General features: G+C 68.8%; 18 protein-coding genes. 8 read left to right on the top strand and 10 right to left on the bottom strand.

All coding sequences use genetic code 11. The features are described from left to right. On the top strand, positions 1 to 476 hold a 476-nt coding region (locus ACXC9Q_RS07640), incomplete at its 5' end, for a transposase (protein ID WP_457055755.1). A gap of 444 nt (positions 477 to 920) precedes the next feature. Here the strand turns inward: ACXC9Q_RS07640 and ACXC9Q_RS07635 are convergent. After that, positions 921 to 2,315 carry an amidase gene (locus ACXC9Q_RS07635; RefSeq protein WP_457055754.1) on the bottom strand — a complete coding sequence of 465 codons (1,395 nt, stop codon included), beginning with the start codon at positions 2,313 to 2,315 and terminating at the stop codon, positions 921 to 923. Positions 2,316 to 2,391: 76 nt separating this feature from the next. After that, positions 2,392 to 2,547 carry a hypothetical protein gene (locus tag ACXC9Q_RS07630; protein WP_328521459.1) on the bottom strand — a complete coding sequence of 52 codons (156 nt, stop codon included), beginning with the start codon at positions 2,545 to 2,547 and terminating at the stop codon, positions 2,392 to 2,394. 364 nt (positions 2,548 to 2,911) lie between these two features. Between ACXC9Q_RS07630 and ACXC9Q_RS07625 the strand changes: the two genes are divergently transcribed. Then, positions 2,912 to 3,877, top strand: a complete 966-nt coding sequence (locus ACXC9Q_RS07625; RefSeq protein ID WP_457055753.1) for a Mom family adenine methylcarbamoylation protein — start codon at positions 2,912 to 2,914, stop codon at positions 3,875 to 3,877. Here ACXC9Q_RS07625 and ACXC9Q_RS07620 read toward each other — a convergent pair. Next, complete coding sequence (locus ACXC9Q_RS07620; protein ID WP_457055752.1) at positions 3,874 to 5,415, bottom strand: carbohydrate kinase family protein; 1,542 nt, start codon at positions 5,413 to 5,415, stop codon at positions 3,874 to 3,876. The genes ACXC9Q_RS07625 and ACXC9Q_RS07620 overlap by 4 nt on opposite strands. Positions 5,416 to 5,490: 75 nt before the next feature. Beyond that, positions 5,491 to 7,581 (bottom strand): DUF2157 domain-containing protein, encoded by a 2,091-nt coding sequence (locus tag ACXC9Q_RS07615; RefSeq protein ID WP_457055751.1) that lies wholly within the window; start codon positions 7,579 to 7,581, stop codon positions 5,491 to 5,493. 134 nt (positions 7,582 to 7,715) lie between these two features. Between ACXC9Q_RS07615 and ACXC9Q_RS07610 the strand changes: the two genes are divergently transcribed. Continuing rightward, positions 7,716 to 8,378: a class I SAM-dependent methyltransferase gene (locus ACXC9Q_RS07610; RefSeq protein ID WP_457055750.1), complete on the top strand. Its 663-nt coding sequence runs from the start codon at positions 7,716 to 7,718 to the stop codon at positions 8,376 to 8,378. Between the two features lie 185 nt (positions 8,379 to 8,563). After that, positions 8,564 to 8,983: a DUF805 domain-containing protein gene (locus tag ACXC9Q_RS07605; RefSeq protein ID WP_457055749.1), complete on the top strand. Its 420-nt coding sequence runs from the start codon at positions 8,564 to 8,566 to the stop codon at positions 8,981 to 8,983. Between the two features lie 52 nt (positions 8,984 to 9,035). On the opposite strand, the gene ACXC9Q_RS07600 is transcribed toward ACXC9Q_RS07605, so the two are convergent. Continuing rightward, positions 9,036 to 10,445: a metallopeptidase TldD-related protein gene (locus ACXC9Q_RS07600; RefSeq protein WP_457055748.1), complete on the bottom strand. Its 1,410-nt coding sequence runs from the start codon at positions 10,443 to 10,445 to the stop codon at positions 9,036 to 9,038. Continuing rightward, positions 10,442 to 11,953, bottom strand: coding sequence for a TldD/PmbA family protein (locus ACXC9Q_RS07595; protein ID WP_457055747.1), 1,512 nt, complete (start codon positions 11,951 to 11,953; stop codon positions 10,442 to 10,444). Before ACXC9Q_RS07595 ends, ACXC9Q_RS07600 begins: the two co-directional genes overlap by 4 nt. Before the next feature lie 113 nt (positions 11,954 to 12,066). Here ACXC9Q_RS07595 and ACXC9Q_RS07590 point away from each other — a divergent pair, with 113 nt between their 5' ends. From ACXC9Q_RS07590 to ACXC9Q_RS07575, 4 genes are all read left to right on the top strand, one after another. Continuing rightward, positions 12,067 to 12,576, top strand: coding sequence for an RNA polymerase sigma factor (locus ACXC9Q_RS07590; protein ID WP_457055746.1), 510 nt, complete (start codon positions 12,067 to 12,069; stop codon positions 12,574 to 12,576). Beyond that, positions 12,573 to 13,241: a hypothetical protein gene (locus ACXC9Q_RS07585; protein ID WP_457055745.1), complete on the top strand. Its 669-nt coding sequence runs from the start codon at positions 12,573 to 12,575 to the stop codon at positions 13,239 to 13,241. The genes ACXC9Q_RS07590 and ACXC9Q_RS07585 overlap by 4 nt, the downstream gene beginning before the upstream one ends. Positions 13,242 to 13,290: 49 nt before the next feature. After that, entirely contained in the window at positions 13,291 to 13,959 is a 669-nt protein-coding gene (locus ACXC9Q_RS07580; RefSeq protein WP_457055744.1) for a hypothetical protein, read from the top strand. 208 nt (positions 13,960 to 14,167) lie between these two features. Then, positions 14,168 to 16,180 carry a hypothetical protein gene (locus ACXC9Q_RS07575; protein WP_457055743.1) on the top strand — a complete coding sequence of 671 codons (2,013 nt, stop codon included), beginning with the start codon at positions 14,168 to 14,170 and terminating at the stop codon, positions 16,178 to 16,180. A 128-nt stretch (positions 16,181 to 16,308) separates the two neighbouring features. Here ACXC9Q_RS07575 and ACXC9Q_RS07570 read toward each other — a convergent pair whose 3' ends face one another. The 4 genes from ACXC9Q_RS07570 to ACXC9Q_RS07555 all read right to left on the bottom strand — a co-directional run bounded on the left by ACXC9Q_RS07570 (position 16,309) and on the right by ACXC9Q_RS07555 (position 18,594). Further along, positions 16,309 to 16,620, bottom strand: coding sequence for a hypothetical protein (locus ACXC9Q_RS07570; protein ID WP_457055742.1), 312 nt, complete (start codon positions 16,618 to 16,620; stop codon positions 16,309 to 16,311). Between the two features lie 184 nt (positions 16,621 to 16,804). Further along, entirely contained in the window at positions 16,805 to 16,930 is a 126-nt protein-coding gene (locus tag ACXC9Q_RS07565; protein WP_457055741.1) for a nucleotidyltransferase domain-containing protein, read from the bottom strand. An 84-nt stretch (positions 16,931 to 17,014) separates the two neighbouring features. After that, complete coding sequence (locus ACXC9Q_RS07560; protein ID WP_457055740.1) at positions 17,015 to 17,725, bottom strand: nucleotidyltransferase domain-containing protein; 711 nt, start codon at positions 17,723 to 17,725, stop codon at positions 17,015 to 17,017. Continuing rightward, positions 17,722 to 18,594, bottom strand: a complete 873-nt coding sequence (locus ACXC9Q_RS07555) for an alpha/beta fold hydrolase (protein ID WP_457055739.1) — start codon at positions 18,592 to 18,594, stop codon at positions 17,722 to 17,724. Before ACXC9Q_RS07555 ends, ACXC9Q_RS07560 begins: the two co-directional genes overlap by 4 nt. Positions 18,595 to 18,700 lie beyond the last annotated feature (106 nt).

Below are 18,700 nucleotides of genomic sequence, written 5' to 3'. Positions count from 1 at the left end.
TGATCGTCCGCAAGGAACGCCCCCACCCCGGTGCCCAACTGCGCCTCACCGACGTGGACGGGCACCGGATCACCGCGTTCGCGACCAACACCGCCCGCGGGCAACTCGCCGATCTCGAACTACGCCACCGCCGCCGGGCCCGCGCCGAAGACCGGATCCGCTGCGCCAAGGACACCGGACTCAGGAATCTCCCATTGCATGACTTCGCTCAGAACCAGATCTGGTGCGCGATCGTCGCCCTGGCCTGCGAACTCACCACCTGGATGCAGCTACTCGCGTTCACCGATGCCGACGGCACCACCCATGAGGCGCGCCGGTGGGAACCCAAACGCCTACGCCTGCGGCTGTTCTCGACCGCCGCAAGGCTCGCCCGGACCGGCCGCCGCACCGTCGTCCACCTCGCCCGCAACGGCGCCTGGACCGCCCTGCTACACGCCGGCCTCATTCGGGTCCGCGCACTCACCGCGCCCGGCTGAGGACACCCCACCCGTCACTGTGACCCGAAAACAGACCCGGCCCGTGGAACCGCGCCCACCCGAGACGACACTCGGGTCCCTGTCCTACCCGACTGCAAGAATCAACCCCGAATGCCGGCCACCAAGCCGCGGCCGCCGCCCGCGACGGAGTCACGAAAGATCCGGGCTAGGCGTCCTGAACCCCCTATCCGACCTCAACCTCATCCCCGAAGACACCTTCTGGGGATTGGCCCGAGGCGAAATAGACCTCTACACCACCGCCCACCCCGAATACGCCGACCGCCTGTCCGCCACCGCCCTAACCGCCGAAACCTTCGCCCGCTACCCCCTCAACGCCTACCGCCTAACCCTCGGCTACAAAGACCTCGACACCCGCCCCCCAATCCCCACCAGGGGCCGAATCCCCAATCCACTTCACTTCGCGGAATCCATCCCACCCATCAGCTAAACGCCGGTTGGGGGGCCGTGGCGCCAGAGGTGGAGGTCTTCGTCTATGCGGATGCCTAGGGCTAGGAGATTGGCTTCGCGTTCGGGGGTGGTGGCCAGGGAGAGGCCTACGGGGAGGCCTCGGGTGTCGAAGCCGGCGGGGACGTTGAGGGCGGGGAAGTCGGCGATGGACCAGGGGACGGACAGGCGGATGCGGGGACCTTTGGGTGGGCGGGTGTGGTCGATCAGGGGTGGGGCGGCGTCGATGGTGGGGTGGGCGATGGCGTCGAGGCGGTGGGTGGTCATGATCTCGCGCCAGTCGTGGGTCCATTGATCTCTCAGGCGCAGGGCCTCGGCGTAGCGTTCGGGGCTGATGCGTTCGCCTTTGCGGACCCGTTCGCGGACCTGGGGCGTGTAGAGGTGGCTGTGGGGGACCAGGGCGTCGTGGATCTGGTGGGCTTCGCTCTCGTTGATGGTGTCGAAGACGCCGGTGGACTTCTCGAGGACTGTCTTGGCGTTCGCGGGGTTGCCGATCTCGACCAGCTGTGCGCCGCGGGCGACCAGTAGGTCGAGTGCGTCCCGGCAGACCGCGGCGATCCGATCGTCGACCTGCTGCCAGGACATCTTGGTCGGCAGACCGATGCGTACGCCGCTCAGATCGGTCGGCGGCTCGAGCGGGTACGACGGGATCGGCTCGTCCCGTGTCGCCGGGTCGCGCGGGTCGTGTCCGGCCAGCACGTGCATCAGGATCGAGATGTCGAGCATCCGCCGAGCCATCGGACCTGCCACGTCGAACGACGGGCTCAGCGGGATCGCGCCGTACCGGGAGATGCGGCCGCGGGCGCTGCGGAGGGTGCAGACGCCGCACGCGGCGGCCGGGATGCGGAGCGAGCCGCCGGTGTCGGTGCCGGTGGCGATCGGGACCATCCGGCCGGCGAGCGCGGCCGCTGATCCGCCGGACGAACCACCAGGGGTACGGCGTACGTCCCACGGGTTGGCCGTCGGCGTCGACGCCGTACCGTAGGCGAACTCGTGGGTCGTGGTCTTGCCGAGCAACCCGGCGCCGGCGGCCGACAGGCGTTCCCAGACGGCGGCGTTCTCAGCCGGGACGTAGTTGGCCAGGACCTGGCTGCCCGCGGTGGTGAGCACGCCCTTGGTGAGGAACACGTCCTTCACCGCGACGGGTACGCCGGCCAGGGGGCCGACCGGCTCGCCCGTCACCCGGGCCTGGTCGGCACGGTCGGCGGCTTCCAGCGCGAGGTCGGGAGTGCGGGTGACGAATGCGCGAACCGATGATTCGGACAACTCGATCCGGCGCAGGCAATCCTCGACGAGTTCACGCGCGGAGAGTTTGCGCTGCCCCAATAACGGGAGCACCTCGGTCAGGCTGAGATCCGCGGCGGAGTCACTCACGTCTGCGAGCCTACGGAAAATACCCGCCCGGGGGAGTCCCGGGCGGGTGTCGAGGGGTACTGCGGGGATGCTGCGGTCAGTGCCCCATGGCGGTGGCGACGTTGTACAGGCCGAAGCAGAAGACCATGACCACCCCGAAGAGCAGAATGAACAGAATCTGTTTCCAGAAGGAGATCAAGAGCACCGCACTGGCCAGCACGACAACGGTCGCGACGAATTCGTTGGGAGGCATGGCGTTTCCTCTTTTCCTTCGATTCACTTCCCTTGAGTTCTTGTCTTTCGCCGCTCACTGGTTAGAGTTGGGCGGCGGCTCGGCGTTACTGGTTACGCTTTCAGTGAACGCCGCGACAATCGGTTGTCAATCCATATACATTGGCACGACTTTCTTTGTCCGGACATGATTTTGGCAACCTCGCGCCGGCGCGCACCGGAGCTTTGGCAGGCGGCGTTGATACGCTGGCGGCTTTCCCGGTATCGCTTTGCGCCAGTTGGCAGACCCGGCCTGCCAACTGGCAGGAACTGGCACAACACGCCGCCAAAACTCGTCCGGTTGGGAAGTTGCGAGGACGCGGCAACCGTCCGCTAGCATTCCGGGTGTGGTGATCAGCGCCGCCGGCCCGGCGGCTATGGCGGACGTCCCACCGCCTCCAGTTCCAGCAGTCGTCCACTCCCAGGCAGCCAGGTTCTCGCTCGACGATTGCCGGAGGCATGCACCGGGGTTCGCCGACCTGCTGCTCGACGCCGTGCAGCGGCACGACGTCCCGAGCCGTGCGCTGAGCGTGCGCACGCTGCTCCATCTGCCCCGGCTGGCACGGCCGAACGGGACCATCGGACGCAATGCGGTGATCGCCGAACTGAATCGCAATGCGGCCCGTCTGCAGCGCGATCAGCAGGCGATAGAAGACCTCATTCCGAAAGACAAGTACGAGCTCACCGACCTGCGTTTCGTGCGGCTCGGGAATACCGATGCCGACCAGATATTCAGTCGTCTGCATTACCTGCGCAGCGCCCGTGCAGGCTCGGTGAACTTCGCGCTGGTGGACCCGGTGAACAAGCTCCCGGTCACGCTCTGCAGTGTTTCCCCGCTGGAATGGATGCGGGTCGGCAAGCAGTTGCAGGCGCAGTTCGGCGTACCGCTCGGCGCGGCCTGGGACGTGTCCCGGGTGTATTCGTTCGACGTCGCTCCGGTGAATGCGATCTCGTATCTGCTGTCGAAAGTCCGGCAGGTGATCCGGCGCGAGATTCCCGGCGTACAACTGCTGACCACCGCGGTCGACCCGAATCTCGGATTCGTCGGATCCAGCTACCGGGCCGCCAACTGGCAGCAGTGGATGTCGATCGAGGCGCGGCCTTATCTGTACGTCGACGGCATCTACGCCAGCCCACGTCAGCTCCGGACCCGGTACGGCGGCGCGAACCTGGCCGAACTGCGTCGCGCCAACCCCGGCGGCCGCTTCGAGCAGAGCCGCGCCAAGCTGCTGGACTCAGTGATCTACTGCTGCCGCCTCCGCGGCATCACCGAGCCCGTCCCGCTCGAGAACCAGCGCCGCCTCCGGCGCTAGCCCAGGCCACCGCCGGTCACCGTGAACGGCGAGCGGGACAGCAGCGCGTCGATGCGTTTGCGGTCGGGCATCGAGTTGGACAGCGGGAAGTCGGCGGACGCGCAGGACATCGCGGCGGCCGCCCACAGCGCCACCTCGCCGGTGAACTTCCGGTCGTTGTCGATCAGCCTGGCCGCCAACGCCGCGCAGAAGGCGTCACGCGAGGCCGACGACTCCTTGTAGATCGACGGGATGATCGGCACGCTGAGCACCTCGTGGGCAGGGCCGGAGTACACCGTGCATCCGCCGTTGACCAGCAGGCAGAGGGTCTCCACCCCGAAGGCGAGCAGGTTCCGCGCGACTGGATCCGGGTCGAACGGGCTGAGGCCCTGCGACGCGAAGTGGCCGAGCTCCCAGGGGTGCGCGACCAGGTAGTCGATCCTCGGGAAGGCATCCCGCGAGATGCGTTCGTCGACGTACGGCTGTCCTGGCGTCACGATCACCAGTGGCCGACTGGCTGGGGTGCGATGGGCCAATGCGAGCGTTTGCTGCATCGTCTCCCGCGGGACCTCGAAGGTCATCAGCAACGCGTCGCAGCCGGCCAGGTGGTCGTACCGCTCGTCCATGTCCTCGGGCTCCAAGAACACCTCGGCCTGGTTGCGCCAGTTGACCGCGATGCTGTCGCCGAGCTCGCGTTCGAAGACGCCGGTGAACGGCGTACGGCGGCCGCGGACGCGCTTGACCAAGGACGTGTCGACACCCTCGTCGCGCAGGTACTGCAGGATCTCTTCGCCGAAGCGGTCGTCGGTGACCGCAGCGATCAGGGAGGTGTGCAGACCGAGCCGAGCGGCCGCGACCGCCTGAGACAGCGCCTTGCCGCCGGGGGAGAGGTCGAAGCCGTACGCCTCAGTCGACGTCTCGGGAGCCGGCAGCGCCTTGATGCGGAACGTCGCGTCCATGACCGCGCCGCCGACGACGATCACACGGCCTTTCCGTGGAGTGTCGGCGGTCGGGGCGGCGTCGAGCATCGCGACGGTCTTCGAGCCGACGGAGTAGATGTCTCGGCGGATGAGTTGGTTGGCGAGCTCCCGGAGTACGGCGGGTTCGGTGGTGCCGCGGAGAGCTCGGTCGCTGGGGGCCTCGCCGGGCTTGTGACCGAGGGCCTGGTGGAGGCGGTGCCAGTTGTTGAGGAGGGTCTCGCGGCGGCGGCCCAGGGAGGTGCTGTAGAGCCCGAGAGTGATGCGCTCCTCGATCCCGGCGCGTGTGTAGGTCTCCGTATGCAGTCCGAGGGCCAAGATCGCGTCGGCGACGATCTGATGGGTGCCGTTGAGGTCGTCGCCGACGCAGGTGGCGACCAGGTCGAACGCGGCCGACGCAGGGTCGAGCTCGTGAACCGAGGCGAACCGGCGGGTGGCCGCGAGCTCCATCAGAGGTGCTGCGATGCCGGACCGGCCGGCGTGCAGTCGAGCGGTGGTGAGGCCGTCATGGGTGCGGAGTTTCTCGAGCACGCTGGCAAGCAGCAGTACATCCGCGGTCTGCTTGTCGCTGCGGTTCGTCATCCGGCCCCCGGGTCGTGATTCTCCTCGAACCAAGTATGCGGACCAGCAGGCCATCCGGGAAACCGAGCGCGCGCGTCACCGCAGGGCGGTGACCCAGCGGGCGGCTTGTTTGGCTTGGGTGAGGCGGCGTTCGTAGGTGGCGCCGACGGTGAGGAGGATGGTGCCGGCGGCGCCGAGGGTGATCCAGCGGGGGATCAGCGGGGCGACCTCGAGGAACTGCCAGACGCCGATCTTGGCGAGGACCGCGGCGCCGATGACGAAGGGGGCCTGGAGGCCGCGGTAAACACCGACCAGGATGACCGCGAGCGCGGCGGCGACGACCAGGGGCACCCGGATCCAGTTGTCGTTGCTATCGGCAAGCAAAGCGGAAGGAACCAGCCCGATCAGCAGGCCGGGGCCGAGGTAGACCCAGCTGGATTCGTTGCGCCAGGCCAGTACGCCGATCGCGAGCATGACGACCGCCGGCGGGACCGTGAACCACTCGACCGTGGTTGCTCCGGAGGCGACGACGAAGGCCGTGTTGGCGATGATCAGCAGCAGGCCGGCGACCAGCAGTCCGATCCGCCGCACCGGATTCATGCCATAGGCAACCAGCGGTGCCGCCGCAATGGTCAGTACGACGCCGGTCGCCGTGTCGGCGGCGGTCACCATCACGGCCATGAGTTGCGCGAGCAGGACGGCAAGCGCCGCAGTACTCATCAACACCCGCTCCAGCGGCTGACCGACGTACCGGCACGCGAGTCCGATGCCGGCCGCGCCGACGACCGCGAGACTGACCGCGGCGGCCCAGAGGCCGATGTACTCGTCGCCGGCGCACAGCAGGATCGCGATCTGCGCGGCAAGCGATGCGACTCCCGCGGCCGGGACCGCGTCGACGACCTTGCGCACAGCGGCGAAGACCGCCAGTACGGCGACGATCGCCGCGAGGAAACCGAGTTGCCGGATGTCGTCCCGTGCCAGGCAGAAGAGGAGGTCGACCGCAGCCACGGTGATGATGCCGACGTGCAGGATGAGGGCGAGCTTGCCGGTTCGACGGGCCAGCACGATCTCCGTGATCCCCAGGACGGTGAGGACGCCGGTGGTCAGCCAGCGGCCGGGTCCGGGGATCTGCGGGAGACAGGTGGCGACGGCGAACCCGGCCCCGGCGGCGCAGACGGACTCGCCAAGTCCCCACTGGACCGAGGCGGGGAGCGGGCGCTTGCGGAGGATGACCAGGCCGGTCGCGGCGGCGAGACAGACGACGGCGGCCGTCGCGACCGTCTTCAGCAGCTCCGCGTGCGTGGGGACCGGGCCGAGGTCGAGGTAGCCGCCGGTGGAGTACGTCGCGAGCAGGCCGACGAAGGTTCGGGTCATGCCGGCGAGCAGGATGCCGCAGAAGACCACGGCCGAGGTGATCGCGCCGGTACGACGGACGACCGTGGTGCCCTTGGCCGACAGGATCAGCGTGATGACCACCTGGGCCAGGAGAGCGGCGAGCAGCACCGGGAGGCTGGTGCGGTCGATCAGGACCAGCGCCAGCGGAAGCTGACCGGCGATGACGGTGGTGACACCGTACGTGACGACCTTCGGTGCCATCCGCGTCATCAGGAGGTTGATCAGGGCAAGGGCTCCGAAGACGATCGCGCTGTAGGTGAACCAGTCGATGCCGTCCAGCGAGCCGAGGCCCAGGGCGCGGACGCCGTACAGGTCGACCGTGAGCAGGCCGCAGCCGAGAATCGCGAGGGCCTCGGCGGTGCCGGCCAGGGAGCGCCGGCTCGCGGGGACGGAGCCCGCGAAGGCGAGGGCGGCCAGGGTGCCGATGATGCCGGCCTGCAGGGAGACGGGAAGGCTGTCCCAGTTGACGGCCAGGAAGGTGACACCGGCCGCGAGGAGCAGCAGTACGCCGAGGCTCAGCAAGGTGCCCTGTGGACTCAGGTGTCGCGCCTTGTGGGTGGGCTTGGGCTGCCGAGGCGGCTCCGGCAGGCGGTGCGGCGCGCCAACAGACTCGTACGGCGGGGCCGGCCTGGTCGTTCGAGCTGCGACCGGTGCGGGTTTCGGAGTGACGACTCCCCGGGGCGGAGGCGCCGGGAACTGAGGCTGCGGTGCGGGTTGCACAGGCTGCACGGGCTCGAGGCTGAGCTGCAGCGGAGTGTGGCACGTCGGGCAGGTGATTGCGGCGGTCGGCATCGCGTCCTCCTGAGGCTCACTTCACTATCCCGAGGAGGAACGGATGCCTGCGTGAGTACGTCTACTCAACTTGTGACGTAGGCTGCTGCGGTCTGCCGGTCGTCCAGACCGGCGTGACGAACACGGGGAGCAACATGAAGACTGGACACGTCGAGCTCGCGAGAGCTCAGCAGGACCGTTGGCAGACGGCGTACGCACACCATCCGCAACTGCACGGATCGGAGCCGTCGGCCGCCGCGCAGTGGGCGGCCGAGGCGTTCGGTGCCGCAGGCATCGATGACGTGCTCGAGCTCGGCGCCGGGCATGGTCGCGACGCGCTTTTCCTGGCCAGACAGGGTTTCAGCGTGCACGCCACCGACTTCAGCGAGTCGGCCCTCGACCAGTTGCGCCTGGAAGCACAGCGTGAGGGCCTGGACGACCGCGTCACGGCCGCGCTGCACGACGTCCGCGATCCGTTGCCGCCGGCCGACGCCACGGTCAACGCGGTGTTCGCGAATCTCCTGCTGAACATGGCGTTCTCCCGGGCCGAACTGCGATCCCTGGTCGCCGAGATCCACCGCGTGCTCTGCCCTGGCGGGCTTTTCGTGTACGCCGTGTGGTCGGTGGCGGACCGGTGTTCGGGGAATTGGCAGCAACTGGACGGCGGCCTGTCGGTGCACGACGGTTTCGTCGGGCGGTTCTTCGACGAGCAGTTGGTGGCCGAGTTGGCCGATCAGTGGGAGTTCGGCGAGGCAACGCCGTACGACGAAGGCCGGCGGCGGCTGTGGCGCGTCACGCTGACCAAGCCGGAAGGCTGAGCTGACCCGACGGCAAGCTGAAGCCGGCTCTAGCTGTCGGTCGGTTCCGAAAAGGTCAACTTGGCTCTGGCCCCGGCGCGGGAGATTGCGGTGTGGTCACCAAAGCGAAAAGTTGCATTGACGAACCCCGACCGGTTCCGACAGGCTCTGTCCGCGTCTCACCTTCGACCATCGGAGAATCAGCAATGCAGTGGTACATCGACGTTCTCAAGAAGTACGCCGTGTTCAGTGGCCGGGCCCGGCGCAAAGAGTACTGGTTTTTCGTGCTCTTCAACGTGATCGCCTCGATCATCCTGGGCATCGTGGACAAGATCATCGGCACGGACTACGGCAATGGTGGCAGTGGCATCCTGTCCACGATCTACAGCCTCGCGGTGCTGCTGCCGTCGATCGGTGTGGCGATCCGGCGGATGCACGACACCAACCGCAGCGGCTGGTGGATCCTGATCAACCTGATCCCCTGCATCGGCTGGATCTGGTTCATCGTGCTGGCGGCCCAGGAGGGTGGGGCCGGTGACAACCAATACGGTCCCGACCCGAAGGCGGCTGAGCGCTTCGGCCAGCCGGGTGCCGGCCCTGCCGAGCCGGGCTACCCGACTGTCTGACCCCAGACATGCAGAACGCCCCGCGAGCTACTCGCGGGGCGTTCTGCTGTCTTCAGCTGGCCTGGCTGACGCTCGACATGTTGAAGTCGGGGACCAGAAGCGGCGGTGTCGCGGTCCGGGAGAAGTAGTCGCCCCACTCCCGCGAGAACGACGGGACCGTGGCGCCCGCGGTGGTGAAACGAGTGAGTAGGTCGACCGGGCTCTCGTTGAAGCGGAAGTTGTTCACGGCACCGATCACCTCGCCGTTCTCCACCAGGTAGACGCCGTCGCGGGTCAGGCCGGTGAGCAGCGATGTCTGCGGGTCGACCATCCGGATGTACCACAGGCAGGTCAGCAACAATCCGTGCTCGAGCCCGGCGACCAGGTCGTCGGTCGATCCGGAGGCGCCGTCGACGGACAGCACATAGTTGCCGATCGCCGGTGTCGCGGCCGGAGCCTCGATCAGCGCGGCTGTATGCCGGCTGGTCATCAGGTGCTCGAGCTTGCCGCCGCGGATCCAGTCCGTCGCGGTCAGCGTCAGCCCGTTGTCGAAGACGCTCGACGATCCGCCGGATGACCGGGCCACCGCGAACGGGAAGGTTTCGAGGCCGGGCAGCTGCGGGTCCGACACCAGGTTCACCGACTGCGACGACAATGTGTCACCGAGCCGCGTGCCGCCCGCCGGCTTGGAGAAGACAGTGCGCCCCTCGAAGGCCTCGCGCCCGTCCAGCTGCCAGTACAGGTACGTCATCAGGTCCGCGACAGCGGCCGGCGGGAGCACAGTCGCATGCCGGCCCGGCTCGACCGAGACGGTTCGCGTCGCCCAGCCGAGCCGGCGGGTGAGCTCGGCGTCGAGCCCCAGCGCGTCGATGTCGGCGAAGTCGCGGGTGGCCGCGCCGACCCAGGCCGACTGGCTCAGGTCACCCGACTTGCCGGTCGCGGTGACGTGCCCGCGGGGGAGCGCCTGACGCAACCGCAGTCCGGCGGACGAACCGACGTACAGGGTGACGACCTCGTGGTCGGCGAACCCGTAGAGCCAGCGGCCCTCCTTGGTCGCCCGCTGCAGCGTCTCACCGAGAGCGGGAGCGAACTTCGAGTAGACGTTGACCGACGTTTCCTCCGGCTCCGCGTCCCAGTCCTCGTCGGCGGTGCCGTCGACGAGGGGGCGGGCGTCTTCGGCCGGGCTGGACGCGCGGGCGGTCGCGACGGCGGCCGATACGACCTCGCGCAGCGACGCCTCCGTGACCGACGAGCGGCCGACCACCCCGGCCGCCGTACCCTCGCCCGCGCCGACCGTGGCGATCACGGTCACGCTGGTGCCGCGCATCGCGCCGTTGGTGGTGAGGGTGTTGTTCGCCCAGCGCAGGTTGGCGCTGGAGGTCTCGGCGACGATGACGACGCAGCCGTCGGCGCCCTCGGCCGCGGCCAGGGCGAGACCCCGCTCGATCGTGTCCTGCGGGGTGAGCTGAATGGCGGTCGTCACCGGCCGGCCTCCTGCGTGGTGTTGAGAATGCGGACGCTGCGGAACAAGGCGGACGGGCATCCATGGCTGACCGCACCGGACTGCGCGGGCTGGGCCTTGCCGCAGTTCAGCGCGCCACCGAGAACGTACGTCTGCGGGCCGCCGACCGCCTCCATGGACCCCCAGAAGTCGGTGGTGGTCGCCTGGTAGGCCACATCGCGCAGCTGGCCGTCGAGCTTGCCGTCGGTGATCTTGTAGAACCGCTGCCCGGTGAACTGGAAGTTGTACCGCTGCATGTCGATCGACCAGGACTTGTCGCCGACGATGTAGATCCCGTTCTTGACCCGGCTGATCAGCTCCTCGGTGGACGGGCCGTCTGCGGCGGGCTGCAGGGAGACGTTGGCCATCCGCTGAATCGGGATGTGGCCGGACGAATCGGCGTACGCACAGCCGTTGGAGCGCGGCGTACCGAGCAGGTCCTCGTTGACCTTCGCCATCCGGCGGTCGACCTGGTAGCCGACCAGTACGCCGTCCTTGACCAGGTCCCACTGCTGTCCGGCGACACCCTCGTCGTCGTACCCGACGGTTGACAGGCCGTGCTCGGCGGTGCGGTCGCCGGTGACGTGCATGACCGGCGAGCCGTACTTCAGCGTGCCGAGCTTGTCCGTGGTGGCGAAGCTGGTGCCGGCGTAGTTCGCCTCGTAGCCGAGAGCGCGGTCGAGCTCGGTGGCGTGGCCGATCGACTCGTGGATGGTGAGCCAGAGGTTGGTCGGGTCGATGACCAGGTCGTAGGTGCCGGCCTCGACGCTCGGCGCGGCCATCTTCTCGGCGAGCCAGCCGGGGATCTGGGCGAGCTCCTCGTCCCAGTTCCACCCCGTGCCGGTCATGTACTCCCAGCCGCGGCCGGCCGGCGGCGCGACGCTGGACATCGAGTCGAATCGGTCGGCCTGGACGGCGTGGGCGGTGATGTCCGGGCCGATCCGGACCCGCTGCTGGGTGTACGACGTCCCTTCGGAGTTCGCATAGAACTTGCCCTCGTGGACGGTGGCGACGTGGACGCTCACGTGCGCGACACCCTCGGCCTTCAGCAGCCGGTCGCTGTAGTCGGTGAGCAGCGCGACCTTCTCGGCCCGTGGCACGCTGAACGGGTCGATCTCGTACGACGACACCCATGTGACGTCGTCGTACACCGACTCGTCGGCGAGCTCGATCGACTCGGCGTTGATCGGCCGGGACACCTGGGCCATGTTCACCGCCTGCTCGGCGACCTGGACCGCCTCGTCCTCGGTGAGCGCGACACCGGCGGCGAACCCCCAGGTGCCGTCGTGGATCACGCGCACCGCGAGGCCGAGGTCCTCGTCGTCCGTGGCGCTCTCCAGCACGCTGTCGCGCAGGGCGATCGACTCGGACCGGATCCGCTCCAGGCGGAACTCGGCGAAGGTGGCACCGAGGTCGCGTGCACGCTGCAGCGCGGCCTCGGCGAGCTCGTGACGGGGAAGGGCGAGGAAGGTCGCATCGACTTCAGGCACAACCCGACCCTATACACGGGAACCTGGCGATCACCCGCGGTGTAGTCACAATGTCAGGAAGTTGACCAGGAGGCGCGATCAGTCAGGCCGACGAGGCGGAGATTCTGGCTCGGGTGCGCGGTGGGGAATCGGCCGCGTACGGCGAGTTGGTGCTGCGGCATGCCTCGGTGGCGAAGCGTACGGCGGTGTTCCTCGGAGCGGGCGCGGATGCGGACGACGTGGTCCAGGAGGCGTTCGTCAAGGCATACCGGGCGCTCGGGGGCTTCCGGTCGGGGTCGGCGTTCCGTCCGTGGCTGCTGCGGATCGTCGCGAACGAGACACGGAATGCGGTGCGCTCCCGCGGCCGCCGGTCTCGCCGTGAGGAGCTGGCCGCGCCGCTGGACGTCGTACTGGATCCAGCCGAGGAGGCGGTGTCGCTGGAGCGGCGGACCGAGCTGCTGGCCGCAGTACGCACGCTCCCGGACCCGATGCGGCTCGTGGTGACCTGCCGCTATCTGTTGGACCTGGACGAGCAGGAGACGGCGGTAGTGCTCGGCTGGCCGCGCGGAACGGTCAAGTCCCGGCTGCACCGCGCACTGGGGCGTCTGCGGGACTCACTGCCCGACAAGGAGGTGCAGCGATGAACTTGGACGAGGAACTGCGAGTCCTCGGACGTACTGCCGTCGTACCTCCGGTGGCTGAGGACCTGACCGCCGCAGTGCTGTCCCGCGTGGCCGATCTGCCCGTGCGGAGGCGACTGCGGGACCGCTGGCGCGCGTTCGTGGCTGGATTGCTGGTGTTGGTTGCCGGTGCGGCGCTGACACCGCCAGTACGAGCGACCGTCGCGGAGTGGCTGAACATCGGGGGAGTGCAGGCCCAGCCGGTCGGCACCGGACCGAGCACCGCACCACCGGTGCCTGGAGTGCCAGGGCACCTGTCGCCGGAGGAGGCCGAGCGTCTCGCCGGTTTCAAGCCTGTGAAGCCGAAGGACCTGGGCGCTCCGGTCGGTGTCGAGGCGTCGAAGGGATTCGTGGCGATGAGCTGGGACGGCGTTCGGCTGGAGCAGTTCCAGGCGCAGATGTCGATGAGGTACATCAAGAAGTACTACGCAAGCCTCGAATATGTGCCCGGGATCGACGGCTACTGGTTCAAGACGCCGCATGAGCTCGTGCTGGAGGACGCGAACGGCGCGGAGCGTGTCGTACGCGTCGCCGGGCCCACGCTGGTCTGGGTGCAGGACGGAGTCACCTTCCGCCTTGAAGGGGTCGAGAAGGCCAAGGCCATCGAGCTGGCGAGCGGAACCTCGTAGCCGGCGGCGGTGTATCCGGGGTGAGTCCTCGTCTTCAGGGAGAGCCGCCATGGTCCGCCGCACGCTCGCATTGCTCGCCACCCTGCTCGCCGTCGCCGCCTTCGGCGCCACCCCCGTGCACGCGGGCGGCCCGACCAGCGTGATCCTCAGCGCGCCGCCGCATGTGGTTGCCGTCGGCTACGAGGATCCGGCGTACGGCGAACTCCAGCGGGTGACCGAGAACGGCGGATCGACCAGCGCGGGGAGTGCGGGCAACGTCGAGGAGCATGCCTCGGGTCACTTCGTCCGGGCGACGTGGCTGATCCACGACATGTCGGTCTGGCGGATCGACATCATCTACCCCGACGCACCTGGTGGACCGTGGATCGCGACCACCGAGTCGCTGACGACCGGCAGCATGCCTGAGACGCCGACGTGGCACCTCGCCGCGGACGGTGCCGCCCTCATCAAGCTCCTCGACGCACTCAAGCTCCTGCATGGCCAAACCTTCGACGGTGGCCCGACCACCCTCGACTACCTTCCGGCGCCGGCTTCTGAGCCCTCAGCGGAGCAGCCCTCCGCTGCTGCACAGCCAGCGGCAACAGCCCAAGCCGCGTCCCCCGGAACGTTCACCGGCTGGCGCTGGACCATCCCCGGCTTCCTCGTCGGTGCCGCAGCAGCAGTCCTCGCCGTCCGCCTCCTCCCCAAACGCCGCTGGGACCTCATCGACACGCAATGACGGTTGTCCTGCGTGACCAGATCAGCGGCAACTACACCAAGAAGGACGCGGTAGCTCGGATTCGACGTACTCCCGGTCCTGGCCGCAGCCGCTCGAGAGTACATGTTTCCTCGGTCGATCGTTGTGTGATGTTTGCCCTTGTGGATAAGGGCTTTCGGGGCCTCGCTGGATTTGCTGCGGCCTGATGTCGGTGCGTAGAATCGCACACATGTTCGATGGAGATCTGGAGTCGCTGACGACGGCCGCCCTGCTGGCCTCGGCCGCCGAACACGACGCCGAGGCCCGGCGGGTCGACGCGCGGCGCCTCGAGCACGCCCAGGTCTACGCCGACCGCTACCACCCCTCCGCCCACCCGGGCCGGCCCGGCCGCCGTGCCTGCGACGGCCGCGAACGCGCGGTCGTGCTCGGGGGCGACGGGTGCCCCGAGATCCTGGAGTTCGCGATCGCCGAGTTCGCAGTGATGCTGGGCATCTCACCGCGGGTCGCGGCGAACTACCTCGGTCAGGCGTTGGCGTTGCGGCACCGGTTCCCCTTCACCTGGGCCAGGGTCCTGGCCGGCGAGGCCACCGCGTGGAAGGCGTGCCGGATCGTCGCCGACCGCGTGAAACTGTCCGAGGACGCCGCCGCCTACGTCGACCAGCGCATCGCGCGACTGGTGGACTCGATCACCCCGTACCGGTTGAACAAGATCGTCCAGGCCGCGAAGCTGCACGCCGACCCCGACCTGGCGCGGGCCGAGGCCGCCGAGCAGGCCCGCGAACGCGGCGTGTTCATCGGCCGCTCGGACACACATGGCACCAAGACCATGTACATCAAGGCCGCCGCCGGCGCAGTCATCCGCAACAAGGCCACCCTCGACGCGATCGCCGAGGCGTTGAAGACCTTCGGCGACACCCGCCCCGTCCAGCACCGCCGCGCGGACGCGGTCGGGATCATCGCCGACCCCCGCTACACCCAAGAACTCCTCACCCAAGCCCGCCACCACCACCTCACCAACACCCCAGCCACCACCGGCACCGCGGACACGACCGCTCCGGGCACAGCGACCCCGGGCACCTCGGTCGCGGGCACCACGGCGCCGGGCACCTCGGTCGCGGGCACCACGGTCGCGGGCACCACGGTCCCGGACACCACGGGCTCGGACACCACGGGCTCGGGCACCACGGTCCCGGACACCACGGTCCCGGGCACGGCCGGGCCTGTGAGCACGAGCCGTCCGGGTGCGAGTCACCGGGGCGCCGGGTGGCCCGAGGCCGGTGACGACGATCGTCCTCGCGCGACCACCGACCCGGCCAGGGCTCGTGCCGACCACCAGGTCGGCTCGGGCCACGGCATCGCTCCCGCGAGGGCGACCGGGATGCCCGGCGCGGGCTCGGCATCCCGGTGGCGTGATGAGGACTGGGCCGACATCCACGACGAACCCGGCCTGGACGACGAGGCCGACCGCGACACACCCCACCCGAGTAGCAGCGCCCTGCCCGACCCCCTCGACACCCCCGACACCGTGCCGATCGAACCCTTCGACCCCTCCGACCCCGGCCTGCACCTCGACCCCGACGACGGCCAGCCTATGGACGCCGCCGCCCGCCGGGCCCTGCACGCGCGCCTGGCCCAGATCAAACAGGACGCCTACACCACCCACCCCACCCACGGCACCCGAACCGGCGCGGGCCGCGCCGGTAGTCCCGACCGTGCCGGCCGACGGGTGCGTCCGGGCCAGACCGAGATCTACGTTCACCTCACCGACCACACCCTGGCCACCGGCACCGGCGTCCTGCGCGCCGAGGGCATCGGCCCGCTGCTCGCCGACCAACTGACCGACCTCATCGGTTACGGCCCCTACACCGTCAAACCCGTCATCGACGTCAACGACGCCGTCAGCGTCGACGCCTACGAAATCCCCGACCGGATCCGCGAACGCGTCAAACTCACCCACCCGGTCGAACTGTTCCCGTTCGGCACCCAAGAAACCCGCCGCGGCATGGACCTGGACCACATCCAGCCCTACGACCCCCTCGGCCCACCCGGCCAAACCAGCACCCTGAATCTCGCACCCCTCGGCCGCTTCGGTCACCGGGTCAAGACCCACGCCCACGGCTGGACCGTCCGCCGCATCGACCACCAGACTCTGGAATGGACCACACCCCACGGCTTCACCTTCCACGTCGACCCCACCGGCACCCACCGAGTGCACGCCGATCCGGACAGCCGACCATCGTGATGATCGTGAATCCAGTCGATGTGCTGAGCAGGGCTCGGCATCCCAGGTGCGCGTCCGGCGGCGAACAGTCCGCGGACGTGCTCGATGCCGGGTTCGTTCGTCGTACGCCGTGGCGCCGAGTGCGGTCTTCAGGTGAGTGCTGGGATCCATGGATGGTCGTCGCCCTTCGCGTGGGCAAGGGCGGCGGCCAGCCACGTCCGAGACTCTGTGCTCAGGAACGGAGCGGCGGCCTCGAAGTCCGCCTGATCCTTCGGCCGGGTCTGCAGGCCCTTGAACAGCAGCACCTTCTCCGGGCGCAAGTACGGTACGCCGTCCGGCGTGACCGCATCGTCGTACGGACAATGGATGCTGCGGTCGAGCGAACAGATCCAGTTGACACCGTCGTCGGGAATCCGTATCACATCGGCCCGCCATTTCCCGGACGACGGATCGCGAACCATCGTTTGCTGATACTCGAAGTACGCCAGGCCGGCGCCGTCGACGGGCCAGAAGCCCTCGGCCCGCGACGAAGAACTCGTAACCCGCCAACCGCTCGCGGATCAGGTCGAGCCGACTCGACTGCTCGCGGATCAGGTCGAGCCGACTCGACTGCTCGCGGATCAGGTCGAGCCGACTGCTCGCGGATCAGGTCGAAGTGGCCATCGGTGTCGCGATCTCCAGATCCTCGTGCTCGCGGGTCTGCCGCCCGTGGAACAGGTCCAGCGCCCACCCGCCCACGACGAACCAGCGCGCACGGATCCCACCGAGCAACTCGGCGATGGCCTGCGGATCCCATGCATCCCACGCATCCCAGGCATCGGGTCCAGCATCGAACCTGACTGTTCAGCCAGTTAGTCAGCCGGACTCAGGAGTCGCGGCCAGCTCGAAGCCGGCGAAGAGTCTCCCGCCGTACGCGGCGAGGATGCGGTCCACCGCTTCGGCCAGGCTGTTGTCCTCGGCCCTCACGCCCTGAATCAGAGCTCGAGCGTGGTCGGTGCCATGCGTGGAGTCGTAGGCGACGACTTCGCGCAGGAGGCCCTTGCCGGTGCCGGACCAGTGTCGGGCTCCGGTCAGCAACAAGCGAGCGGCGTCTTGCCAGAGGACCGAGGCGAGGGCGGTGCGTTCGTCACCCGAGGCGTCGGACAGGTCGTCCAGCAGGTTGGTGATCGTGTAGCGCAGCAGGTCCAGCTCCGCGGCGCTCAGCGGGGCCGGCCCGGCTGCCACCTCCGCGCGGCAGCTCTCCTGGAGGCGCTCCCCGGACCCATCGGTGTCCAGCAGTACGACGGACTCGCCGACGAGCCGCATCATCGTGGGCTGGCGCCGTTCCTGGTCCTTGCCGGAGAAGTACGCCAGCGACTTCTCGGTGTGCACGAACAACTCCACCGGCCACCCGCCGTACACAAGCGACTTCCGCATCGGCGCGGGCGGCCCGTCGAGCAGCACGGTGATGTCCAGGTCGGACGTAGGCGACGCATCGCCCCGCACCACACTGCCCCCAAGCCACGCCGCCCGAGCACCCGGAAACTCTTCCTCCACAAGCCGCCGCGCAACATCCACCGGACTCATCCCCCTATTCTCCCGCCCACCCAGCGCAAGAGGTCCCGGTAGGCAGCCGGCGGCGGGATGTGGCCGCCGGTGTAGGGGATGCGTTCGGCGTGGGGGATCTCGCTGGCCAGGATGTCGGCGTACTTGGCGGCGCGCTCGTCGGCAGAGCCGTACCAGATGCTCACCGGCACGCGGAGGTCACCTAAAAGGAATCCCCAGTCACGAGCGAAGGCGACGTGGTCGTCGACCCAGCCGTCATGGCTGGTGACGAAGGTGGCGGTGAGACGTGCCATCGCCGAGGGGTCGTCACGCGCGGGCGGAGCGGACGGGCCGGGGGAGTGCGGGTCGGGCGGGATCTCCGGTCCGCCGGCCTCGATGCCCGCCATGATCCGCTGGGCGGTGTCCTCGAGCAGTGGCCGGAGGTGGTGTTCGCCGCGGGCCGCGAGCCAGGAGGTGCGGTTGCGGCGGGGGTCGGCAGCCTCCTCGTCGTCGGTTGGCTCGGGGCCGTCGACGATTGGTGGTGCGTTGCTGCCAGTCACGGCACACCTGGTCACGCGGTCGGGAAGTAGGGCGGCGCAGGCCAAGGCGTGCGGGCCGCCGCCGGATCCACCGGTGACGGCGAAGCGGTCCCAGCCGAGCGAGTCGGCCAGGGCGCGAGCGTCTTCGGCTGCTGAAGCGACTGTGCGACCCGGTTGCCGCGTGGAGCCGCCGTACCCGGGCCGGTCCGGGATCACCATCCATAACCCCGACTGCGAGATCGCCCGGACGGCATCCGGCCGTTTCCACCGAGTGCTGGGCGAACCTCCGAACGACATAGCCGGCATCCCATCCACCGAGCCATAAACGGAGTACCGCACCACTCGGTCACCGACTCGCACCTCGCTGTCCACGTGCGGAGGGTAACCGAGCCAGACCAGCTATCCGAATGTGGAGTTGGTGAGCTGGGATTCTCAGGATTCGGGATGAGACCAGCGTGATGGGAGGATGCGGCCTAGC

Source organism: Kribbella sp. CWNU-51, assembly GCF_054073265.1.
Note: the sequence above shows the minus strand (reverse complement) of the source record. Positions and strands in the feature narration are given on the sequence as shown.

Bases quoted from the DNA above. Each gene is read 5' to 3' on its own strand.
- ACXC9Q_RS07630 (WP_328521459.1), bottom strand. From the start codon at position 2,547: ATGCCTCCCAACGAATTCGTCGCGACCGTTGTCGTGCTGGCCAGTGCG.
- ACXC9Q_RS07620 (WP_457055752.1), bottom strand. From the start codon at position 5,415: ATGACGAACCGCAGCGACAAGCAGACCGCGGATGTACTGCTGCTTGCC.
- ACXC9Q_RS07615 (WP_457055751.1), bottom strand. From the start codon at position 7,581: ATGCCGACCGCCGCAATCACCTGCCCGACGTGCCACACTCCGCTGCAG.
- ACXC9Q_RS07610 (WP_457055750.1), top strand. From the start codon at position 7,716: ATGAAGACTGGACACGTCGAGCTCGCGAGAGCTCAGCAGGACCGTTGG.
- ACXC9Q_RS07605 (WP_457055749.1), top strand. From the start codon at position 8,564: ATGCAGTGGTACATCGACGTTCTCAAGAAGTACGCCGTGTTCAGTGGC.
- ACXC9Q_RS07585 (WP_457055745.1), top strand. From the start codon at position 12,573: ATGAACTTGGACGAGGAACTGCGAGTCCTCGGACGTACTGCCGTCGTA.
- ACXC9Q_RS07580 (WP_457055744.1), top strand. From the start codon at position 13,291: ATGGTCCGCCGCACGCTCGCATTGCTCGCCACCCTGCTCGCCGTCGCC.
- ACXC9Q_RS07575 (WP_457055743.1), top strand. From the start codon at position 14,168: ATGTTCGATGGAGATCTGGAGTCGCTGACGACGGCCGCCCTGCTGGCC.
- ACXC9Q_RS07570 (WP_457055742.1), bottom strand. From the start codon at position 16,620: ATGGTTCGCGATCCGTCGTCCGGGAAATGGCGGGCCGATGTGATACGG.
- ACXC9Q_RS07560 (WP_457055740.1), bottom strand. From the start codon at position 17,725: ATGAGTCCGGTGGATGTTGCGCGGCGGCTTGTGGAGGAAGAGTTTCCG.